This window comes from Streptomyces sp. R28 (assembly GCF_041052385.1).
GTDB lineage: Bacteria > Actinomycetota > Actinomycetes > Streptomycetales > Streptomycetaceae > Streptomyces.
Map to the genome: position 1 here is coordinate 9,790,760 of NZ_CP163439.1, position 21,795 is coordinate 9,812,554.

A 21,795-nucleotide genomic window follows, 5' to 3' on the forward strand; every position below is an offset into this window, starting at 1 on the left:
CAGGAGTTCCCGGCCGAGTGTGCACTAGTTGTGCACTCGGCCGGGGAGCGCGGCCCACTTCTCGTGGGTGGATCAACGGGACTCCGCGATGCAGGGCGGAGTAGACGGGCGCGGTGTGTCGATCGCTGCGCTTGCCGCGCAAGATGGAGTCTGCTGCCGTCGAGGGCGAGGAAGTGCCTCGCGGCGAGCACACGCGACTCAGGATGTGCTGGGTGTGTATGCCGGTGGAGGCGGGGAGTCGGTGGTCGTCCCGAGCATTGTCCTGCGCCGCGGCAGGGTGCTGAGGTGACGGCTGCATGCGGGGCGACAGAAACGAATGGAACGCGAAGCCCTGGCCCAGTTGTTCTGGAACTGGATCGGGCGATCTCAGGAAGAGATCGTACAGGCCCGTCAGGACTGGATGGAAGGCTCCCGGTTCGGTGAGGTGAAGGGGTACGACGGGGCTCCACTGCCCGCACCGGAACTGCCGCCAGTGCCGTTGAAACCGCGGGGAAGGGTGCGCTGAACTGCGGAAATGCGTCAGCGTTGGTGGCCGCAGGGCGGAAGGTGGTCGGGCAATTCTCACTGTCTTCCACCTGCTTGCCGGAAGGCGTCCAAGCGGCCGGCTGGCTCAGGCCGGTGCGGTTGGCGATTCCACGGTGTGGCTGTCTGTGGGCGGCTGTGGCAGGACTCTTGCTGACCTAATGCTGACTTTGCTGACGCCTCGTCAGGCTCGGGTGAGCGGCTCTTTTCCCAGCTTCCGGGCTTGCGGAGGCGTTTGCAGGTTCGGTGGTGTCCGGACCGATGCTGACCTGGCTGGCGGTCGAGTCAGGCGTTAGGGAGGGGCGGCGTCGCTCACACTGCGGTCTTGTTGCGATTCCACAAGATTCCGATGTCACAGCTGTCTGTCGGCAGCGCCGCTTCCGTCCGATCCGAAAGGTGCTGCGCCGGAGAGTGACTAGCAGGTTCTTCGTCTGCTGGTGGTACAGGCGGTACAGCCTTCTGACCAGCAAGGATGTCGGTCCGACGGGTTCAATGTGGGGAGTTGGCCCGCGTATGGTCCGGATCTTGGTGGTAGTGGGGCGTGTTGTACCGCGATGGTTTGGTTGGTAGCAGGGGACAGGCGGCGAGCGAGATGACGCGTGATACCTCGGCGCGCATGGCCGTCTTGGACGGGCCGAAGGGGTGTTGGGGGCCGCTGACCGGGCGAAGCCTGGGGATGATCACTGGGCGGGTGGCTGCGATGCGGTGGTCCTGGAAGAAGGCGATCGTCGCGATGGCCTGCTGGAGGGTTTTCTTGCCGGGCGATGCTCAGGCGTCGGTGATTGGTTGTCAGGTGGGGGGTGGGTGCCGGGATCTCTGTAGCGCTTTGTGGCCTCCCGCGGTCGGGACGCGGTCTGGAAGGTCGGCGGCGGTGGCCCACTGCTGATCGTGGACCGGACCGGGGTGTGAGTAGTTGGCGTACAGGAAATCCCGGTGAGAACGATCATGGTCGGCTAGCACGCCTATGGGAGGCTCTGCCTGAGTTCTCGGAAAGGTCGCTGGACGGACGTCGACGCTGGCTACGTTCCGCTTCGTGCCGGTGGAATTTCTGACTGATGAGCAGGCCGAGGCGTACGGGGCGTTCACCGATGTGCCCACGCGACCGGAGCTGGAGCGCTTCTTCTTCCTCGACGAGGACGACCGCGACTTGATCGCGTTGCGGCGTACGGACACGCACCGTCTTGGCGTGGCCGTGCAGGTCTGCACGGTTCGTTACGTCGGCCGGTTCCTTGGTGAGGACCCGCTTGCGGTGCCGTGGGAGGCCGTGGAGTACCTGGCCGGGCAGCTCGGCATCGAGGACGCCTCGTGTGTGAAGCGGTACCCGGAGCGCCGGTCGACGGTGTACGAGCACGCGGCAGAGATCCAGGAGCGGTTCGCGTACCGGGACTTCACTGACAGGCGGTGGGGCCGGGAGTTCCGCGGCTTCCTGTACGGGCGGGCGTGGACGCACGCGGAGGGGCCCGTGGCCCTCTTCAACCATGCGGTGACGTGGCTGCGGAAGAACCGGGTACTGCTGCCCGGGGTGTCGGTGCTGGCCCGGCAGGTGTCGGAGGCCCGTACGGTTGCTGAGCGGCGCCTGTACGAGGCAGTGGCCCCAGTGAGAGCACGTGGATCCACGAAAGGCCAGGTCAGAGCATAGAGGATCGGTGGCGTCGATCCAGTCCGTGACACATTTGTGAGACGCGAAGGCAAGAGGGGCACGGTCCGCGGGGCCGTGCTCTCGCCGTCTGTATCTCGCCGCGGCCGCGGCCGGGTCACCCGTCGCCAGCGCCGGGAGTCTGGCGGAGTGGGTGCTCAGGTGGGCCCGTAGGGGCTCCAGCCGTGCATGAACGGCTGGAGGGAACTGGTCGCCCGCGCGAAGGACATCGGGTAGCTTCGGGAGGACTTCACCACCCAGGACCTCGTCCTCCTGGTCGTCGCCAACGCTGGCGTCGTCACTTTCGCCGGCGACACCGCCCCAAGCGCCTGGCGCCGCCTGGTCGCGCTGCTGATCCAGTCGTTCAAAGCCCCTGCGCGGGGCCCGCTGCCCGATGCGCCCGCGGACGACGCCCTGTACAAGGCCATGCTCCGCGCCGGAGTGGCGAACATTTCCTCCCGCGAGCGCGGCAGCGCCAATTGATCGCGGCGGGGCGTCTCAGCGGGTCCGATCCGCGGGTCCCGTCGTGGACGTCGTGCGTGGCCCACATGGTGCGGAACTTCGGGCTGAGCGTGGACAGTTCACCGACGAGCTCGCGCAGGTCCGGATCGGCCGGATGTCGACCGGCCTCGGCGTGCAGCAGCGCGACGGTGACGCGGGCACCGGCTTCCCAGTCGACGAGGAAGTCGGCGGCGACGGGGTCGAGGAAGTGGAAACGGGCGAAGTCGGCATGGCCGTGCCTGGCGGTGGTGTCGCTGGCGAACAGTGGCGCGTGCACAGGCGGCTGCTCGTCGAACGAGTCCGCGCTGGCTGCCCGGTTGCTCATGTCGCCGCCGAAACGGCTCTCCCGTGCCACGGCCCACAAGTGGATGGCGAACCGAGGGCGTCGCGTCGATGTCTTTACGAAACGTGGGCTGCGGCGCGTCACCGGCGGGGGAAGCATCGTGGTTATGTCCATCGCGGGGACGGAGACCGCCAAATCCTTCACCGTGAAGGCAGCCGAACAGGTGCCGGGGTCCCCGTCCCGGTATGAAGGGGCCGTCATTCTGTGCGCGCGAGGAGACCGATCGCTCGGCGTGCTGCCCTGCGCTGTTCAGAGGGGCACTGTAGTCATCATGCGGCTCTGCGTCGCCGATGGCTTCGGAAGGGCATCGCGTTGGGACATGCAGGGGCGACCCCGCTGGCCAGTCCCGAATCAGGTTGAAAGCCTGCGGTGTTGTGACGTGTAGGGGCTCTCCGGGCGGTCTTGCGCCGCCGGAGCGCTCAGCCCTTGAGGGTGGCGGCAATTCCCTCGGCCAGTGGGATCGACGGAACGAATCCGAGGTCGGTGCGGGCCCGTTCGGCCGAGCACGTCCATGCTGTGCAGCGTAGTTCGCGGGTCTTGTCCCGGTTGAGTGGTGGTACGAAGCCACCCAGCCGCCCCAGTGCTTCGGCGCACTCGGCGACGGCTCGCGTAACGGCGTGCGGGACGGGGACCACCAGCGGAGGGCGGCGGCCCAGCGCGTCGGCCACTGTCCGGCAGATCCCGTGCCAGGTGTGTTCCGTGCCGTCCGAGACCGTGTAGACACCCGAGTCCGGGACGTCGGGGCACATCGTCCTGCCCCGAGTTGCGGCTGCGAGCAATGCAGTGCACAGGTCGTCGACGTGGATGACGGAGTAATGCCTCGGCCCGAAGCCGCTTTTGACGACGATCCCGCTGCGGATCATCGGCAGCAGCGACGGCAGAAACGCCGGGTCGCCCGGCCCGTACACGATGGGCGGACGGATCGCGACCACTGCCAGGCGGTCTGCGAGTTCTCGGACGGCGAGTTCTCCGGCGAGCTTGCTGCGTCCGTAATGCGAGACGGGGGCAGGTGGTTCGTCCTCGGTTCGCGGCTGCCCCGGCCGTGCGGGACCGCCGGCGGCCAGTGAGGAGCACACGACCAGGCGCGGCGGGGAGGCAAGCGAGGCCAGCGCCTTGGCGAGTCGTCCGGAGCCTGCCGAGTTGCAGCGCCAGTAGCCCTCGGCGGAGCGGGACTTGACCACGGCAGCGAGATGGAACACGCAGTCCGCAGCGGCGGCCGCCTCGCGCACCGCCTTGGCGCCCTCCGGGGTGGTGAGATCGCCCACGGTCAGTTGCGCGTCGGAGGGGAGGCCGTCTCGGACGGAGGTTTCTCGCACCAGGGCCGTGACCCGGGCGCCTTGTGCGGTGAGTCGGGCGCACAGGCGCCGTCCGACGAAGCCGGTGGCCCCGGTGATCAGAAACCGTTGTCCGGCGAGATCTTCGAAGCCGTGGCGGGTCACTGTACGACTTTCTGCTCGAAGTCCGCGCTGTGGCGGTGGTCGGCCTCGGCGGCTTGGTGCGCCTCGGTTCTGCGGGGGGTCGGGCTCCGCACCATGCCTGCCTTCGGGGTGGTCGTCACCAGGAACGGCACCGTATCACCGTAAGTACGCTATGTATTTGGCCTGTCACCTTCCGTTTCCGATCTCGTTGAAGAGGAGGCAGTCCTGAAAAGCGGTCAGAGGAGGACCAGTTGGTGGCGTACGACGGGGACCCTGCGCAGCCGTGCGCGACGTTGACCGAGGTTCTTCGCGCGCACGCTCGTTCGGGGGTGTCGGCCACGGTGGGGGCGGCGGGGGACGCGGAGATGTCCTATCCCGAGTTCTGGACGCGGGTCGTGGAGCGCGCCTCATGGTTCACCGGCCACGGGGTGAAGCGGGGCGACGCTGTCGCACTCGAGATGGACAGCACCACGGTGGCGATGACGGCGTCCTTGGCGATCCCGCTCTGCGGGGCTGTCCTGGTGCCGACCGGTGTGCCGAGAGGGCTCGGCGCCAATACCCAGGAACGGCTCCGGGCCCTGGCCGCGCTGCGGGTCGGCAGAGCGCGCTGGTATGTGTCGGACGGCGCACCGATGATCGGCCCGGAAGAGAGTCGCGCCGCCGGCCTGAGGGTGGCGCATCTGTCTCTGGCAGAGGTGCCGGAGCGGGTCGCCGCCCACGGGGTGGAACCGACGCCCGATCCGGACGACGTCGCAGTGGTCCAGTTCAGTTCGGGCAGTCTCGCCGCCCCCAGAGGAATCGTCCTCACCCACCGCAACCTGGCCGTGAATCTGCGCGCCATCACCGAACGCATCGGGCTCATGGCAACCGGGCGCGCGGTGACGTGGCTCCCGCTCTCCCACGACATGGGCCTGATCGGCAGCTTCTGGGCCAGCCTCTACGCGGGATTCGCCTTCCGGGCGCTGCCGCCGGGTTCGTTCGTACGTGATCCGCTGCGCTGGATCGAGCAGTTGGGCGACTTTCGCGCCACGCACACCACCGGCCCTCCCTTCGCCTACGAGATGGCCGCTCGCGCCGCGGGGCGTGCGCCCGCCCGGCTGACCGGTATCGACCTGTCCGCGCTGAGCGTCGCCGTCATCGGCGCGGAGCGTGTCGCGCCGCGGCTCTGCGAGCGGTTCGAGAAGACGTTCGCCGGGCAGGGGATGCGCCGCCATGTGCTTCTGCCTGCTTACGGGTTGGCCGAGAACTGTGTCGCGGTCGCCTGCCGGGCACCGCTGGTCGGCTCGGTGGTGCGCCGCTTCGACACGGCCGCTCTGGAGCGCGGACGCCTTGTCCCGCTGCCACAGCCTCGATCCTCAACGGAGTCAGCCGACGGCAGCGGTGGCGGTGGCGTGCGGGAACTCATCGGCCACGGTGCCCCGTTGCCCGGCACCGAGGTGCGGATCGTCGCCCCGGACGGGCGAGAACTGCCCCAGGGACGAGTCGGCGAGATCCGGATCGGCGGAGCGTCGGCAGCCCGCTGGACGATCGGCCCCGACGGCGTACGACGCCCGGCGGCCGGGGACGACGGCCTCGTCCCGACCGGGGACCTCGGTGCGCTGGCCGACGGCGAGCTCTTCGTGATCGGGCGTTCGAAGGAAGCCGTGAAGTACGCCGGACGGCTGCTGGCCCCCACGGACATCGAGCAGACGGTTCTCGACGCCTCGCCGGAGACACTCGCCGCGGTCGCCGCGGTCGCCGTGGCGCGGGAAACAGCGGCGACCGAGGAACTCGTACTGTTCCTGGAGCTGGCGGATGCCCGAAGGACAGCCACAGGGGCGGCTGGCGAGGCCGCTGTGGTGAACAGTGCCCGGCTCACCGTACTTCGTGAGTTCCGGGTGCCGGTGAGCGATGTCTACATCGCACGGCGAGGCGCGCTCCCGCGGACGGCCAGCGGCAAGGTACGACGGCTCAGCCTGGGCGCCGCCGCCACGGCGGGAGAGCTTCCGCCCGGGGTACGACTGGCCGTCCCGGTGGAGTCCTGAACCCTCGGCGTCCTGGCCGCTCGGCCTGACACGCACGGATTCCCGCCCCCGCTATCACCCGCAGACCAGAACAAGGCAGAGAAGAGGACACCGTGGAAACAGCCCCGACGTCGCCCGAGGCATTCCCTCAGGTCCCGGACCGGGAGGACCTCAAACAACGTCTCGCCGCTCGGCTGCGTATCGACGCGGCGGCGCTTTCCGAGAAAGCCACGCTTGATCAACTCGGGCTCGATTCACTGCTGTTGGCGGAGACGGTGGCCGACGTCGAGACCCGGTACCACGTGGAGTTCGACATGGCGGTCTTCGCCGAGAGCCTCGTACCCACTCTCCCTCTCGGCGCGTTCCTCGATCTGCTGGGCGAGGGGACGAGCCGGGGTTCCTCCCATGCCCGCGCCTGACCGGGGCAACGACGCGGGCCTGGGCGTGGCCGTGCTCACAACCGTCGCCCGACGGCTGACCCTGCACCTGCTCGACCGTCTGGTACCGGACGCCTCGGCACGGCCGGACCGGGTGAGCACCGCACTGGGCCACACGACCACCCACGGCCTGTTGGGCACCCACTGCGACATCGCATTGCACGGCCCCCCGGGTCGCCTGGAGGCACACGGATACGCGGATCAGGTTCTCGGTCTGCCCGACGCCCGGGCAGTGCTCGCCGAGGGCATCCGCCGACATGACGAGTGTCCCGTACTGCTTCTGCTGCCCCTCGACACGGCGCACACGCAGGTACGGGAACAGCGATTCGGCGCCCTGGCCGGCGTCCGGTTCGCCAGGCTGGAGGTGACCGCTCTTCCCGTGCCCGACCATGCGCTGCTGGGCACCGTGGAGCAGCATGCTCCGTTGCTCGGCGACGCCGTGGCGGCCACCCGGCTGGCCCTCGCGCAACTGCTTACCGACCTGGCCCAGCAGTCCGTCTCGGATGTTCTCGGATACGCGAGCCGCAGGCCGTTTCAGGACGGTGCCCTGGCGGACCGCCAGGCATTCCTGCACGCTGTGGCCGAAGCCACCGCCGAGGTGCGCATGTGCCACGCGGTGACGCGTCGCGCAGCCACCGCGGGCGGACCCGCCCAGTGGGACCGTGCTGTGCGGGCCGGGGTGTTCGTCTCCCGGGCCGTACCCCGGGCGGTGGGTACCGCCTGTCGGCTCTTCGGCGGGCGGGGGTTCATGGACGGGCATCCGATCGCTGCGGCCTACCGCGCGGCGGTCTTCGCCCCGGTGCTGGTCGGCGGAGAGCAGCGGCTGGTGCACAGCATGCGCGAAAGGCTGGCGGACGAGGTGTCCTTCCCGCAGACGGTCGGGCGGGCCCGCCAGCCGGTGGCGGGGAGTCCTCGGTGAAGCATGCCACGCCGTTGCGCGCTGCGACGATGCTCGATCCAAGCTCTCCCGCCGCGTTTCGCGAGTCGGCGCGCGCCTTGGTCGACGCCGAGATCACGCCCTATCTGGCGCGCTGGGAGCGGCAGGGGACCGTGACGCGTTCCCTGTTCGAAGCCATGGGCCGGGCCGGGGTGTTCGGCATCGGCGTACCCGTGGACCAGGGCGGACTGGGGCTGGACCTCGCCCATGGCATCGCGTTCGGCCGGGCCGTGATGCGTGAGCCGGCCGCCGGAGTGTGCACCAGTCTGTCGGTGCTGACGCACTTGGTAGCCCCTCTGCTGGCCGGCCACGGCACCCCCGGACAACGGGACAGGTGGCTGCGCCCGATCCTCGCGGGCGAGGCCGTCGCCTCGGTCGCGTTGACCGAGCCCGGCGGCGGCTCCGATCTGGTCCGCTCCGTTGCCGCCACGGCCCGGTCCGAACCGGACGGGTGGGTCCTGCGGGGCGAGAAGACATTCATCACCAACGCGCCTCTCGCTGATGTCCTGATCGTCCTGGCCCGCACCACCCCCGGAGCCTCCGCCCTGGGTCTGACCCTGTTCCTCGTACCCGCTGATCTGCCCGGGGTCGTTGTCACGCCGCTCACGACGGCCGGGCTGCACACCTCCCCGACCGGACGGGTGAGCCTTGAGGACTGCCGCCTGCCCCGCGAAGCGGTGCTCGGACGCCCTGGCCTGGCCCTGGCCCTGCTGGCGGGAATCCTCCCGCAGGAGCGTCTGGCGATCGCGGCGGGAGCCCTGGCCTGTGCTCGCTGGGCACTGGAACGAACGGCACGTCTGGTGGGTCCGACGGGCCAGGCGATGGCCGAACTTGCTTGGTGGGACGCCGAACTCGAGGCGGCCGAGACTTTCGTCGACGTCACCGTGGAACAGATCGGAGGCGCCGACGACCAGTTGGACGCCGCGTTGGCCAAGACGGCCAGTGCCCGGCTGGCCCAGCGGGTCGTACAGGAATGTGCCCGGCTGTCCGGCCCCGACGCCTTCCGGGACGACGAGTCCGCCCCCGGCATGCTGACCGTGCTGCGTGATGTCCGCGTCTTCAGCGTGTACGGCGGCAGCTGCGAGACGGTCCGGGACATGGCCGCCACAGAGATTCTCCGAGGCGCACGCACCACCGGGCAAGGCCCGCACCACGCACAGGAGTGAGAAAGCGAGATGAGACCGCCGATGGAATTCGGTCCCGCACACAGCAGCACGCTCGACCTGGTGGACCGCTGGCAGCAGGAGGACACCTATCCGCTGTTTCCGCTGATCACGGAGGCCGCGACGACCCGGGCCCGGATCGGGGTGCCGCACGCCCGTCCCGGCTCGGGGAATGCCCACGGCCAGTCGGTCACCGTCTTCGGGTCCGCCGACTATCTCGGGCTTGCCCGGCATCCGCAGGTGCTGGAAGGCGCGCTCGCGGCCACCCGCCGGTTCGGCACGGGCACGTACGGAACGCAGGCGGTCGGCGGATACACCCAGTTGCACCAGGAGTTGGAAGCCGCCGTGACCGCCTGGTCCGGGCGCCCGGCCGCGCTCCTCTTCCCGACCGGGATGCAGGCCAACCTGGGCGTACTCGGCACCCTGGCCGGACCTCGTGACCATGTCTTCGCCGACCGCTTCAACCATCAGTCGATCACCATGGGGATCCGACTGTCCGGAGCCACCGCGCACGTCTTCCGGCACAACGACCCCCGACATCTGGCGGAGTTGCTCCGTGCGGCGCCCCAGCCGCAAGGGTCGGGGCGGCGGCTGATCGTCGTGGACGGCCTGTTCAGCGCCGACGGCGATCTCGCCCCGCTGTCGGAGATCGCCGATCTGGCCGAACAGTACGACGCCCTGCTGGTGGTGGACGAGGCGCACAGCGCGGGCACGCTAGGCCCTCAGGGGCGGGGCGTGGCCGAGTCGCTCGGTGTGCTGGACCGGGTCGATGTCATCACGGGTACGTTCAGCAAGGCGTTCGCCTCCACCGGAGGGTTCGTCTGTGCCGACGCCGACGTGGTGACGCTGCTCAGGCACTCGGCGGGCGCCTATCTGTTGTCCCTGGGCCTGCCGCCCGGCACGGTCGGGGCAGCACTCGCGGCGTTCTCGGTGCTGGCGGAAGAAGGGGCTGAGCGGCGGCGCAGGCTCCATGACAACGCGCGTACGCTGCGCGCCCGGCTGCATGCCGTCGGCGTCGCTACGGCCGACTCCGCCGCCCATGTGGTGGTGGTGCCGGTGGGCACCATGGACCGCACCGCGCGTGTCACCCGGCGACTGGCCGAACGCGGCCTGATGGTCTGCCCGTTGTTCCCGCCGGCCGTGCCGATCGGCGGAGCCCGGCTACGGCTCGGCGTCTGCTCGGAGCACACCGAGGAGGACATCGACCACGCGGTCGGCCTGATCGCCGCAGCCCTCACCGAGGACGAGGATGCGCGCGCGGAACCGATCAAGGGGACGGTGTGACGGCCATGTCACGCGCCCTGGCCGATCCGCCCCGTGTCACGGTGGTGCGCAATTCCGCGCGGCGCCGGGAGTTCATTCGGCTGCCGTACCGGCTGTACCGGGGCGACCCCTGCTGGGTGCCGCCCCTGGAGAGCGAGCGCAAGACGTTCCTCGACCCACGGAAGAACCCCTTCTTCGAGTTCGGCGACGCCGAACTGTTCCTCGCTCACCGGGGAGACCAGGCCGTCGGACGCGTCGCCGCCGTCCACAACCCCCGACACAACACCCACCACGGGGGCAGCGACGGATTCTTCGGGCTCTTCGAGTGCGCGGACGACCCCGATGCGGCCCAGGCGCTGTTCGAGGCCGTCGGGGACTGGCTGCGCGGGCGCGGGCTCACCTCGTCGGTGGGACCGGTGAGCTTCTCGACCAATGGCGAATGCGGCACGCTCGTAGAGGGTTTCTCCACGTCGCCGACCGTCCTGATGCCGTACAACCCGCCCCATCACGACAAGTTGCTGCTGTCCTGCGGATTCACCAAGGCCAAGGACCTGTGGGCCTGGGAGTGGACCACGCAAGCGCCGGTGGACGGCGCCGTCACCCGGCTCGCGCAATGGGCGCAAGAGCGCGGTGGCGTCCGCGTACGATCGCTCGATCTCAGAGACTTCGATGCCGAGGAGCGACGGCTGCGGGAGATCTACACCCACGCCTGGGAACGGAACTGGGGCTTCGTACCCCCCACGGAGCGCGAGTTCCGCCACCTCACGGCACAGCTTCGGCGAATCGTCCGGCCCGAACTGGTGCTGGTCGCGGAGGTGGACAGGGACCCGGCGGCATTCTGCCTGGCCGTCCCCGACGCCAACCAGGCGCTGAAGGCGGCCGGTGGCCGCCTGACCCGATACGGGCTGCCCATCGGCCTGATCAGGGCCACCAGAGCCGCCCGCAGGATCGACCGGTGCCGACTGATCGCCCTGGGAGTGAAACCGGAATACCGGAACCGGGGCCTCGACGCGCTGCTGTACACGCGCCTCGCCCAGGCCGGACGCCAACTCGGCTACAGAGGCGGTGAGTTGTCATGGGTCCTGGAGGACAACTCCGCCATGAACCAGGCCATCGCGCGGATGGGAGCGCAGCGGTCCAAGACCTATCGGATCTATCGGCGGCCCCTGTGATCAGAGGGCTGAGGCACACGCTGAAGCACACGAAGGTGAGACACGATGACAGCGAACGAGTCACTGCGGTGTGCGGAGAGCGCCGGGCGGGCGGACCGGCTGCGCGCGTCTCCGCCCATGTTCCGCTCACGCTTCCTCGACCGCTTCACCCGTGTGCATCCCGCCGTACCCCCGTTGTTGCACGGCCCTGCCGTCCTGCTGCTGCTCGCCTGGGCGGGCCGGCACACAGGGGCGCTCCTGCTCCTGGCGTACGTTCTGCTCGGCTACGGAGTATGGACGCTGACCGAGTACTGGGTGCACCGGGTGCTGTTCCACTTCACCCCGCGCAGTGCGTGGGGGCGCCGGGCACACTGGATGGTGCACGGGGTCCACCACGACCACCCCAACGATCCCCGGCGGCTGGTCATGCCCCCCTCGGTCAGCGTCCCCGGCGCATACGGCGCCTACGAGCTGTTTCACCTACTGGCCGGAGCGGGGCCGGGCGCCGCCCTGACCGGCGGATTCGTCGCGGGCTACGTGGTGTACGACGTCCTGCACTTCCACATGCACCACCACCGCCCGTCCACGACTCTGGGCCGACGCCTGCGCAACCGCCATCTGCGCCACCACTTCCAGGACGAACGGCGCGGGTTTGGCGTGAGTTGCCCCTACTGGGACCACGTCTTCGGTACCGCCCCGCGCTGAAGGCTTCCCCGCCAGGTCGGCAGCCACCAGTTCACCCTGCCCGCGAGCTGCATCACAGCGGGTACGAGCAGTGCACGTACCACCGTGCAGTCCACCAGAACGGCTACCGCGAGGCCGACGCCCACCACGCGCAGATGCAGCAGCCCGGACAGGGCCAAAGAGGACATGGACACGCCGAAGACCAGCGCGGCGGAGGTGAAGAGCCGCCCCGTCTGCTGGAGGCCGGTCGCCACGGCGAGTGGGGTGGGGCTGCCGCGCCGGTGTTCCTCGAGGATCCGTGAGAGCAGGAAGACCTCGTAGTCCATGGAGAGTCCGAACGCCACAGCGAACATCAAGGGGATGAGCACATCGGTGATCCCCGCAGGAGACACACCGGGAAACCAGCCCTCCTGGAAAACGGCGACCAGGATTCCGAAGGTGGCGGCCAGACTCAGCATGTTCAGCAGCACAGCCTTCACCGGCACGAGCAGACTGCGGGTGTAGAGCAGCAGCAGGAGGAAGGTCCCACCGCAGGCGAGTACCGCGACGAGCGGCAGCCGGTCCGTCATCACCTTCTCGGTGTCCGCCAGCCGGGCACCCGGACCACCGACAAGAGCCGGAACCGGCGCGGGGACCCGGCGGAGCCGCTCCACTAGCCGGCTCCCCTCGGGAGTGAGCGGCGCGCGGGCGTACGCCCGAGGGGTCACGGCCAGCCGACTGGCGGACGCGGCGGCGAACGACGCCGCCCGGGCCGCCGGCAGCGGAGACCGGTTCCCGTCCTGGTAGACCCCTGTGACGGTGTCCACCCGGGCCACTCCTGAGACGCGGGAGAGCCTGCGGGCGTATCCGTCGAGCGCTGCCCGCTCCCGTGAGTCCGCCTCCGCGTTCAGGCCGGGCAATACGACGGAGGGGGCGCCCGACGCGGCCGAGCCGAACTCGGTGCGCAGGGTCCGGGCGGTCGCGGCGACCGGCGAGGAACCCGGGAGCGTCGCATCGGCGTACACACCGAACCGCACCTGAAACGCCGGTACGGCAAGGAGGACCAGGAACGCGAAGCCCGCGAGCGCGACGCCCGCCGGCCGCCTCACCACCCAGCGTGCAAGCCGGGCCCAGGAGTCGCTCTCCCGGCGCCTGCCGCGCGGTCGGCGCAGCCGGGCGAAGACGTCCCCGCGGTCGATACGGGCTCCGAGCACCACGAGCAGCGCGGGCACGACCGCCAACGCCCCCACGACGGAGGTGACGACGATCGCGGTGCCGCCGAAGGCGAGAGACCGCAGCAGCGGTAGCGGGACGACCAACAGCGTGCACAGAGCAGCCACCACGGTGGCGCCGGAGAACGCCACGGCGCGTCCGGCGGTGCGCAGCGTCACCTCCACCGCCGCGTCCGGGGTGTTGCCCGCGGCGACCTCCTCCCGGTAGCGCGAGACGAGGAGCAGGCTGTAGTCCACGGCCAGCCCGAAACCCAAGGCGGTGGTGACACTGACGCTGAAGGCCGACACCGGCACCACACCGTCCAGCAGCCGCAGGCATGCCCCGGCGACCACCACGGCGAACGCGCCCACCACCACCGGAAGCAGCGCGGCCACGGCACTGGCGAACACCCACAGCAGGATCAGGAGAATCACGGGCGCCGCGATGAGCTCGGCCAGTAGCAGCCCGCGTTCGCTGAGCCGTTCGCTCTCGGAGAGGACCGCGTCCTCGCCCCCGGCGGAGACCTTCAGCACTTCACCGGGCCCGGTCTTCCCGGTGTACCGGGCCACCACATGATTCGCCGCGGTGCGCACGGCCCGCTCGTCTCCCCGGAAACGCACCAGTACCAGCGCGCGTCGCCCGTCGGCCGTACGGAACTCGGGGAGCCGGAGCGGCCAGTACCCCCGGACCCACTCGGTGCGCGGATCGGAGGCGAGACCCTCGAGGAGTTTCTGGCCGGCCCGGGTGGCGCGCGGGTCGTCGACCGATCCGGAAGAGGTGGCCACCAGCGCCAGATGAGGCTCACCGGTTGTGAACCGGGAGGCCAGGAACTCGTCGGCGCGAAGAGACTCCGCGGTGGGCGGCGTCCAGCTCTCGGGGGAGGGACGGCTGCCGACACCGAGGAGGACCCAGATCGCACAACAAGCGGCCAGGCAGGCGAGGACGAGCACCCCGGCCGCACGGCGTTTCGCAAGCTGTGCCGGGACCGTCTGTACACCGGACTGCTGGACTGTCGTATGCCCCTCCTGAGGGGCGGTCTTCACCACGCCCGGGGCAACGACGCCACGGTCCAAGCGTCACCGGCTGGTCACAATTTCATGAGGCTGTTGCCGAACGCAGCACAGCCGACAAGGACGGTCGCGTGAGAGTGGGCCGCGTCGTGTGGGGCGGCCTCGCCGTCGGCGAGCTCTTTGAGTATCCATGTCCCAAGTCGGCCTGCATGCCGGGGATCTGTGTGCTGCCCTGGGCATCGCGGCCGACTGACCCGTCCCGCACCTCAGGACGCCTGGGCCGCCCGCAGGCGCGGGCGGGTGCCTAGTGTGTGAGGGAGGCGTCCACCATCCGGCCAGCAAGGAGCATGAGGCTGTGAAGGTCGAAATCCAGCCGGACGTACGGGACACCGCCGCCCGGCTCGGGGCAGACGTTCCCTATGCGCTGAAGGCTTTGGCGGGCCAGCTGGCCGACGGCCCTGACATGGGCCGGCCTTCGGGGCTGGCCGGCATTATGACGGTGACGGTTGACGGCGACATGTTCGATGACTGCCGCGACCTGTCCGTCGGCTACATCCGCGAGCCGGACCGGATCGAGATCCGGTTCCTGAAAGCGGTGCCCTCCACCGAGCCCTCCGCGGACGTTCCTGACCCAGAGCAGGAGGAGGGCCAGGACGAGGACCAGGCTGGCGACCTTGCTTCCGCCGCGGTCACCGTACGGGAGGTCGCCGATGCCTGGGGGCGCATCACCGGCTGGCTGAAACACAACGCACCCGCCTCTTACGCTGCGCTCCGCGCCGGCGCCGACCCCGCCGCCATTGCTGCCCTGGAAGAGGGTCTCGGCATCCGGATACCCCTCGAGCTGCACGTCCTGTGGATGCTGACCTCGGGCGACGAGGGCGGGGACGGTTGGGGATGCCTTCCGGGCAACAGAGCTCTGATGACCCTGGACGCCGTGGCTGCCCTCTACCGGCTGCAGATGGACTCGCAAGCTGACGAGGACCTTTCCAACAGCGACCGTCCCGAGGAGGAGCGGATCACGGTGTGGAAGGCGAGCCGGATTCCGGTTGTCGCCCTGGGCCCAGGTGATGACACCTCGGGCCTGTACCTGGACGCCGAGAGCGGCTACCTGGGTCGGTGGTCCCGCTACAACGAAGACCCCGCTGAAGGACTCGACACGTTGGTCACCTACCTGGAGGAGGCCGCCGACATGCTCGAAGCCCCTGCCCTGGCGACAGGGGACAAGCCCGGCCTGATCGATGGGGCGCTGGTGTGGCTCAGCAGTACCACCCCGGCGCTGGAAGGCCGGTGGCGGCCCTGGACCGGCTGACCGATGTGCTGCGAGAAGGGGGCCAGCCCCGCGGGGCTGGCCCCCTTCCGGCATGCACGTGCCGGTGCTCAGGCCAGGTCAGCCGATCTTCCTCCAGGTGCAGGTGGTTGCGGTCGACGTGCAGTGCTCGAACCCCGGAAGGATGACGAAGAATCCGTGGTCCGGATCTTGGTTGTGGGTTGAGCGAGACCTCGACAGGGTTGGGCAGGGCCAACAGCACTGTTCGCAGTCGCAGAGTCTGGAGGGTTTGGCGAGGCGGTTTCTGATGGGCCGGCTCCCATTTGTCTGCGCCCGCAACGCCCATACCGTGGCCGTTGACACCCGGCGAGGGGAGCTGCGAGCGCTGTCTTGAATCCGCGTCGATCGTTTCGGACACGATGCGTCGGTGGATGCGTTGCCGGAATCAGGGAGACATGAGTAACGTGTGCAGGCTTGTGCCGTCTTGGTCTGTGGTGATGTGAGGGAACCCTTGCCCGATTCCGTCGCTTTGAGGTCTGCCGGGAGTGGGCATGCCTGACACCGATCTTCTGCGTGCCAGCCGTGACGGCGATCAGTTCCACTATCACTGGGCGGCTCGGCAGGCGCTGAAGCTGTTGCTCCCTGGTGCAGATTTGACTGCGATCGCCGTCGAGGGCGTGTCGCAGGATGACACGGCGGGGCGCGACGGTGAAGACGTCATTGACATCGCCGAGTACTACGGCGCGACCGGACTTCGCGAAGCGAACCGCGTGGTGTATCGCCAGCTGAAGCATTCGACTGCGCGGGCCACCGAGGAGTGGACCGTGTCGGGACTTGGCAGCACCGTCAGCGGGTTTGCAGAGAAGTACCGACGAATCAAGCTGGAGTCGCCGGGACTTGAGCGGAAGGTCATCTTCGAGTTCCTATCCAACCGGCCGGTCCGCGACTCCGTTCTGCGTGCGATCCGGGTTCTGGCAGTGGGCGGTGAGCTCGGCGACTACGCTCACGAGGTCAAATTTCTCAAACAATATGCGGGGTTCTCGGACGACGCAGACGGCGAAGCCGGTTTCTTCAATCAGCTGCAAGTGGATCCCACAGCGCCAGGCTTGCTGCGACTCGAAGGGCTGTTCCGGCTGGATCTAGCCGGATTTCTGCCCGGCGCTCCCGATGTGCAGCCCCTTCTGCTGAAAGAGATGATTGCGCGACGCGCGACCTCGCTGGAGACGAATCACGTCGTCGACCGCTCCACTGTGCTTACTGCTCTCGGGGTCCCACCAGAGCGCCTTCTGCCTGCCCCCAACCTCATCGACCTGCCCGGACGCGTCATTGTGACTCCGCAGACTCGTGCGATCGTCGACGACATCGTGCGGCTCGCCCCGCGGCCTGTCATTGTCCACGCGGCCGGCGGTGTCGGGAAATCTGTGCTTACCACGCAGATTGAACGGAACTTGCCGGCGGGCTCCATCACTCTCGTCTACGACTGCTTCGGAAACGGGAGTTACCGGCGCTCCAGCTCGCCCCGCCACCAGCATCAACAAGGCTTGGTCCAGCTGGCTAATGAGCTTGCTGCGCATGCCCTTTGCGATCCGTTGATTCCGGCTGGTACGGCCCAGCCGACCGATTACGCGAAGGCATTCGTGGTGAGAGTCCGGGGCGCGGCAGAAGCCATCGCGGCCTCCACCCCGGGAGCGCTCTTGGTTCTCGTAGTGGACGCGGCCGACAATGCGGCTCTCATCGCGAGAGATGGTGGTGAGCGCGCCTTCGTCGCAGACCTGTTGCGGGAGGCACTACCGGACAATGTGCGACTCGTCATGCTGTGCCGCACCGAACGCGTCGATCTGCTGGAACCGCCGCCTGGTGTCCACAGAATCGAGCTCGCGGGATTCGGCGTCGCCGAATCCAGGCAGCATTTGGCGTCGGTGTTTGGAGTGGTCACGGAGGCACAGGCGGCCGAGTTCCACCGTCGTACCGGCGGCAACCCCCGGGTCCAGGCGTTCGTTCTCAGCACGGTGTCGGACCTTGAGTCCTGTCTCGCCTCTCTCGGGGAGGCGAGACAGCCCGACGTCTCCTTGCTCGACGAACTCCTGCAGGGCTTGGTGGACCAGTGTAAGGACGCCAACCATCATCTGAGTGCGGAGATCGACCGACTGTGCGAGGCCATGGCAGCACTCCGGCCGAGGATCCCCGTAGGCGTTCTGGCCGAGCTGTGCGGCGTGCCGGCCTCGGTCATCCACAGCTTCGCAGCGGATCTCCGCCGCCCTCTGCTCGTCGATGGTGACGCCCTGCAGTTCCGTGACGAACCGACCGAGACTTGGTTTCGAACGAGGTATCGTCCGACCGGCCAGTCCCTGATTGACTTCATCGACCGCCTGACGCCGCTCGCCGCAGGCGAACCGTATGTGGCAGCTTCTTTGCCGCAACTGCTGTGGGAGGCCGGTCAGGTCGACACCCTGGTTGAGCTGGCGATGACCGACGGCGCCCCTCCCCGAGGGGGACGATCTGGAACAACGGGAGATCGCTCAGCAGCGGGCTCAGTTCGCCCTCAAGGCCACGCTACGCGTGGGCAAGGAATGGGAGGCGGCCCGGCTTGCAGTCAAGGCTGGAAGCCTGGCCGCCGGCCACTCTCGTCGGCTTCATCTGCTGAGGAGCAATACCGATCTGGCGGGCGCGTTCCTGGACGCCAGCACGGTCGAAGACATAGTGGCGAACCGCAGCCTTGCCGCAGACTGGCCAGGTTCCAACCTTCACTTCGAAGGCGCCTTGCTCTCGTTCGCCGCAGGCCAGACCGACTTCGCCCGCAGTCGACTGCGCAGCGCGGCGGAATGGCTCAAGGCATGGGTGCGGCGGCCTGACGATGACGATCCGCACCGACACCACGTCACCGCGGCGGACATCGCTGAAGTCGCCTTCGGGCTACTCAACACCGACGGTGTGGAGGCGTGCGCCGAGTACTTGGCCCGATGGCGCCCCAATCGAGTTGGCTTCGAAGCTGGAGTGATCATCACTACCCGGCTAGCCGACTCGGGCCGTACCGAGGAACTGGAGGCCCTCGGCCACGCGGCCACGCGCTTGAAGTACCTCCAGTTCGCCGTCGCCTATGCCGCCTGGCAGGCCAACCTCGTGTGCCAGGCACCGCTTGCGCGGCGCCTGGTGAGAATGCTGAAGCGCCAACGCAGACCCGTCTCCTATCGCCGACATCCGGGTGTCCCGGAGGAGAACAAGGCACTTCCGGCGGTCGGTTGGATCATCGCCATGGGGCTGCGCCACGGTGTGCTGTCGGACGCGGAGGCCGAACGGATCCTGCGTCTCAATCTCCCTGACGACCTGGGCCGGGGTGCCGGAAGCCGCTACGGCCTTAACACCGACACACTTGCCCTCCTGTGCGGCTTCGCACTGCTTTCGAAGATCCGGAGGCAGCCCTTCGATGCAGACATACTTGCGGGCGACGACGTCCTGGAAGCGCGGCAACATCCTCATACGTACTCGCGCACACTGAACGACCACGAGCAGAGCGTCGTGCCCCTCGGTGCCTGGGCGAGCCTCTGGATCGACTGCCTAGTCGGAGCCTCCGGCGACACAGAAGTCCCGTTCCGGGATCTCGTGGCCTCCATGCCGGGACAGCATGGTGGACATGAGGTGCCGTACTTCCTCTATCGAGGGGTCGCGCGACTCGGTGTCCGGATTCTCGCTTTCGGCTCGTCCGACGTGACGCGTCAGCTCCTGCTCGACTGGTACCGGGCCACGCAGAGGAACATTGCAGACGAAGTCCTGATTGACGCCGTCCGCGCAGCGGCCCCCGTCGATGAATTGCAGCACATCGCTGTCGAACTCGCGGAGTCCGTCGCTGCGTCGCTCGACACCACACAGGACAGTGCTGAGTACAAGGCGGAGCAGATGGTGAAACTCGCTCGCGCAGTCCAGCGATTTGACACACGCGAGGCTCACGCCTACTTCACCAGGGCGATCGATCTGACCGACCGCGTGGGCGACGACGTACATGTGCTGTGGGGGAGCGTCCTCGCCGTCGCTCGCCGAGCCTCCGAGGGCAATCACGACGACGATCGCCGCGCATATCGCGTTGCACAGCTTGCCGAGAGCATTCAGCCCTATCTCGGGGACGGAATGGATCACGCCGCGGTCCTGAGCGTCATGGGCCGCTTGAACCCGACGACCGCGACAGTCGTCGCCTCCCGTTGGCGTGACCGTCGGTTGTGTTCTGAGGGTCCGTTCATTCAGGCACTTCTCGACGAGGAAGCGGGCCCGCTCCCTCCCTCCGCGGTCACTGCTCTGGCGACGGTGCCGTTCGACGAGTACCGTGTCGGCGCCCTCCAGCTCGTTGAACGAGCCCTTCGCGAGGCTCCCGACGACGGCGAACGCATCGCCGGGATTCTGGGAGAGTTCCTGCGGGCACGTCGTTTCAGCAGCGAGTCCTTCGAACGCCTTGACCACGCCACCAGCGAATTGGGCATCGACCTCTCCGGCACGTTGTTCGCCGTCCGGTCCCGCAACATCGCGTTCCCAGCGTCGTCCGGCTACAGCTCTCCCCGGTGGACGCGGGGTGAGGAGGACGAAGGGCGGATGGCGCGTACGCGACAGTTGGAGGCTGCCCTAGCAGCGTGTGATCTCTCCACCCAGGAGGGCTGGGAGAAGGCTCGCCAACTGGTTCGCGGATCGGACCACTTGCTGCGTATGGAGCAGGTCATCGACCACGCGGTCAGGGTCCCCCTGCGCAAACTCGACGACATGCTCATCGCATTCCAGTCCAACCCCCACCTCAGCACCTTCGACTACACGCATCTGGTCCAGAGGCTGGAAGAGCTGCCCTTGCTGCCCCTGGCCGCCCGCCAGCAACTACGTCACCTCGCTGACACGGTCACCACGCGGTTCAGCCGGGAACTGACCACAAAGGGCTACGAGCCGATCAAACTACAAGGGCTCGCCGGTCTGGCCGGCACACCTGATGCGGATCTGCTCGGAACGGCACTCCGGGAACTCGGTTCGCAGCCTGCTGCGTTCCTCCCCGAGGAGTGCTACTACCTGGCGGCCCGGCTCGCTCCACGGCTTACCGGCGTACAGGCGCAGGTCGTCCTGGACGACTACGGGACCATGCTGGCCGGCCTCGCCCCCGAGGATTCGGCCGACGGGATGTTCGCCGATCTTCCCGCCAAACCAGCAGCGGCTGCAGAATGCTTCGCAGGCTATCTATGGGCGGTTCTCGGTGACCCCGAGCACGGCGCTAGAGGTTGTCCCGTAACCGGTGGGGCGGTTGGTGCGTTGGCTGGGCATGGGTGGGGTGACCTCAGCGGATGATCCGAAGTGGATCGAGCCGTTCTCCGGGCTGACCGAGGTGCAGTTCGCCAGGCTGGTGGCGTTGGTACGGCGTCGCGGTGGTGACGTTCAGCGCGGCCGTCCCTGGCGGCTGCCGCTGGAGGACCGGGTGTTGCTGGTGGCCACGTACTGGCGCACGAACCTCACGTTGCGGCAGGTGGCGCCGCTGTTCGGGGTCTCGAAGTCCGCGGCCGACCGCATCCTCGATCACCTCGTACCGCTGCTGGCCCTCTCGCCGGCCCGCCGGCCGCGCAAGGACACCGTCTACATCGTCGACGGCACCCTGGTGCCCACCCGGGACCGGAGCATCGCCGCCTCCAGCAAGAACTATCGCTACTCGACCAACCTGCAGGTCGTGTTCGACGCCAACAGCCGCCTGGTCGTGGCGATCGGCCTCCCGCTGCCCGGCAGCCGCAACGACTGCCGAGCCTTCACCGAGTCCGGTGTCGACCGGGCCTGCCGCGGAGCCCCGACCATCGCCGACGGCGGCTACCAGGGCACCGGTCTGCTCATCCCGCACCGCAAACGACGCGGTCAGACGCACCTCAGCCCACGGCAGGAAGCGGAGAATGCCGTCCACCGACGGGCGCGAGCGCGGGTGGAACACGCCCTGTCCCGGCTGAAGAACTGGAAGATCCTGCGGGACTGCCGGCTCAAGGGCAACGGCGTTCACCAGGCCATGCTCGGCATCGCCCGGCTCCACAACCTGGCCCTCACCGGATAACTCACGCCCCATACGGGACAACCTCTAGGTGGCGGGCGGCGCACTGCGTCCGACTCCTCGCCGAGCTCGGTTGCAAAGAAGAACTCGACGCGCTGCAGCGCTTCGCGCTGGGCACTCTTGACGTCACCTCGTTCCACGATGCCCGTCTGCCTTTCTATGACCGACACGCCCTCCAATGGCTGCTCTTCGCCCTTGCACGCGCCGCTCAGAACACGGC

At 68.5% G+C, this 21,795-nt stretch carries 14 protein-coding genes and 2 pseudogenes; 12 read left to right on the forward strand and 4 right to left on the reverse strand.

Annotated elements, in window-relative coordinates:
- Positions 1-340: 340 nt before the first annotated feature.
- A pseudogene (locus AB5J49_RS42950) lies at positions 341-505 on the forward strand (pirin family protein); the annotation flags it as partial.
- Between the two features lie 1,050 nt (positions 506-1,555).
- Positions 1,556-2,104: pseudogene (locus tag AB5J49_RS42955) on the forward strand (DUF4158 domain-containing protein); the annotation flags it as partial.
- Between the two features lie 418 nt (positions 2,105-2,522).
- Here the strand turns inward: AB5J49_RS42955 and AB5J49_RS42960 are convergent.
- The 3 genes from AB5J49_RS42960 to AB5J49_RS42970 all read right to left on the reverse strand — a co-directional run bounded on the left by AB5J49_RS42960 (position 2,523) and on the right by AB5J49_RS42970 (position 4,572).
- On the reverse strand, positions 2,523-3,014 hold the full coding sequence (locus AB5J49_RS42960; protein ID WP_369174303.1) for a hypothetical protein: 492 nt from the start codon (positions 3,012-3,014) through the stop codon (positions 2,523-2,525).
- Between the two features lie 407 nt (positions 3,015-3,421).
- Entirely contained in the window at positions 3,422-4,441 is a 1,020-nt protein-coding gene (locus AB5J49_RS42965) for an NAD-dependent epimerase/dehydratase family protein (protein WP_369174304.1), read from the reverse strand.
- A complete protein-coding gene (locus tag AB5J49_RS42970) occupies positions 4,438-4,572 on the reverse strand; it encodes a hypothetical protein (RefSeq protein WP_369174305.1) in 135 nt (44 codons plus the stop codon). The genes AB5J49_RS42965 and AB5J49_RS42970 overlap by 4 nt, the downstream gene beginning before the upstream one ends.
- A 177-nt stretch (positions 4,573-4,749) precedes the next feature.
- Here AB5J49_RS42970 and AB5J49_RS42975 point away from each other — a divergent pair, with 177 nt between their 5' ends.
- The 7 genes from AB5J49_RS42975 to AB5J49_RS43005 all read left to right on the forward strand — a co-directional run bounded on the left by AB5J49_RS42975 (position 4,750) and on the right by AB5J49_RS43005 (position 12,079).
- Positions 4,750-6,444, forward strand: coding sequence for an AMP-binding protein (locus AB5J49_RS42975; RefSeq protein WP_369174306.1), 1,695 nt, complete (start codon positions 4,750-4,752; stop codon positions 6,442-6,444).
- A gap of 92 nt (positions 6,445-6,536) precedes the next feature.
- Positions 6,537-6,842 (forward strand): acyl carrier protein, encoded by a 306-nt coding sequence (locus tag AB5J49_RS42980; RefSeq protein ID WP_369174307.1) that lies wholly within the window; start codon positions 6,537-6,539, stop codon positions 6,840-6,842.
- The gene (locus tag AB5J49_RS42985; protein ID WP_369174308.1) at positions 6,829-7,779 is read left to right on the forward strand and encodes an acyl-CoA dehydrogenase family protein; all 951 of its coding nucleotides are present in this window, start codon (positions 6,829-6,831) and stop codon (positions 7,777-7,779) included. Before AB5J49_RS42980 ends, AB5J49_RS42985 begins: the two co-directional genes overlap by 14 nt.
- The gene (locus AB5J49_RS42990) at positions 7,776-8,963 is read left to right on the forward strand and encodes an acyl-CoA dehydrogenase family protein (protein ID WP_369174309.1); all 1,188 of its coding nucleotides are present in this window, start codon (positions 7,776-7,778) and stop codon (positions 8,961-8,963) included. Before AB5J49_RS42985 ends, AB5J49_RS42990 begins: the two co-directional genes overlap by 4 nt.
- Positions 8,964-8,984: 21 nt before the next feature.
- Positions 8,985-10,244, forward strand: a complete 1,260-nt coding sequence (locus AB5J49_RS42995; RefSeq protein WP_369174310.1) for an aminotransferase class I/II-fold pyridoxal phosphate-dependent enzyme — start codon at positions 8,985-8,987, stop codon at positions 10,242-10,244.
- Between the two features lie 5 nt (positions 10,245-10,249).
- Positions 10,250-11,395, forward strand: a complete 1,146-nt coding sequence (locus AB5J49_RS43000) for an N-acetyltransferase family protein (protein ID WP_369174311.1) — start codon at positions 10,250-10,252, stop codon at positions 11,393-11,395.
- 45 nt (positions 11,396-11,440) lie between these two features.
- Positions 11,441-12,079, forward strand: a complete 639-nt coding sequence (locus tag AB5J49_RS43005; protein ID WP_369174312.1) for a sterol desaturase family protein — start codon at positions 11,441-11,443, stop codon at positions 12,077-12,079.
- Here AB5J49_RS43005 and AB5J49_RS43010 read toward each other — a convergent pair.
- The gene (locus AB5J49_RS43010) at positions 12,043-14,292 is read right to left on the reverse strand and encodes an MMPL family transporter (protein WP_369174313.1); all 2,250 of its coding nucleotides are present in this window, start codon (positions 14,290-14,292) and stop codon (positions 12,043-12,045) included. The two genes, AB5J49_RS43005 and AB5J49_RS43010, sit on opposite strands and share 37 nt — an antisense overlap.
- A gap of 322 nt (positions 14,293-14,614) precedes the next feature.
- Here AB5J49_RS43010 and AB5J49_RS43015 point away from each other — a divergent pair, with 322 nt between their 5' ends.
- From AB5J49_RS43015 to AB5J49_RS43025, 3 genes are all read left to right on the forward strand, one after another.
- Complete coding sequence (locus AB5J49_RS43015) at positions 14,615-15,568, forward strand: hypothetical protein (protein ID WP_369174314.1); 954 nt, start codon at positions 14,615-14,617, stop codon at positions 15,566-15,568.
- A 2,517-nt stretch (positions 15,569-18,085) separates the two neighbouring features.
- On the forward strand, positions 18,086-20,836 hold the full coding sequence (locus AB5J49_RS43020; RefSeq protein ID WP_369174315.1) for a hypothetical protein: 2,751 nt from the start codon (positions 18,086-18,088) through the stop codon (positions 20,834-20,836).
- The gene (locus AB5J49_RS43025; RefSeq protein ID WP_369174316.1) at positions 20,811-21,578 is read left to right on the forward strand and encodes a transposase; all 768 of its coding nucleotides are present in this window, start codon (positions 20,811-20,813) and stop codon (positions 21,576-21,578) included. Before AB5J49_RS43020 ends, AB5J49_RS43025 begins: the two co-directional genes overlap by 26 nt.
- Positions 21,579-21,795: the final 217 nt, after the last annotated feature.